The 376-nt window shown below is 41.0% G+C and carries 1 pseudogene; it reads left to right on the top strand.

Annotated features, from left to right (window positions below):
* Nucleotides 1-297: pseudogene (locus DSM107010_RS33135) on the top strand (AAA family ATPase); the annotation flags it as partial.
* Between the last annotated feature and the right edge of the window lie 79 nt (nucleotides 298-376).

Below are 376 nucleotides of genomic sequence, written 5' to 3'. Positions count from 1 at the left end.
ATTGACGGTGTGGAGAAGAAAATCGCCAATCGTAAAATAGTCGCAGGGCGGATTTCTCAGTGGGTGAAGTTTCAACCCTGCGACCTAGAGGATACACGCTTGTTAGCTAAAGAACTTTGTGAAATCGACGTTCATGAAGATTTGCTAGTCAAGCTACACGAGCTGTCGAACGGTAGTATTCGCCTAATTACGGTTGGTTTAAGTCGCATGGAAGCTTTTACTAAAGCACAGAGATGGCAGTCTATTTCCGCGCAACAATGGAGTGGGCAACCATTTTTTCTGTCTCGACAAATATAGGAAATTGTTTGCAGCTTTTGGTTTTGTTTAAAGCTGAAACTTTATGACTTGAATTCGCTAGATTTTTAAATAATTGTCA

The organism is Chroococcidiopsis cubana SAG 39.79 (assembly GCF_003991895.1).
Taxonomy (GTDB): Bacteria; Cyanobacteriota; Cyanobacteriia; order Cyanobacteriales; family Chroococcidiopsidaceae; genus Chroococcidiopsis; species Chroococcidiopsis thermalis.
This window is presented reverse-complemented; position numbering and strand designations above follow the sequence as displayed.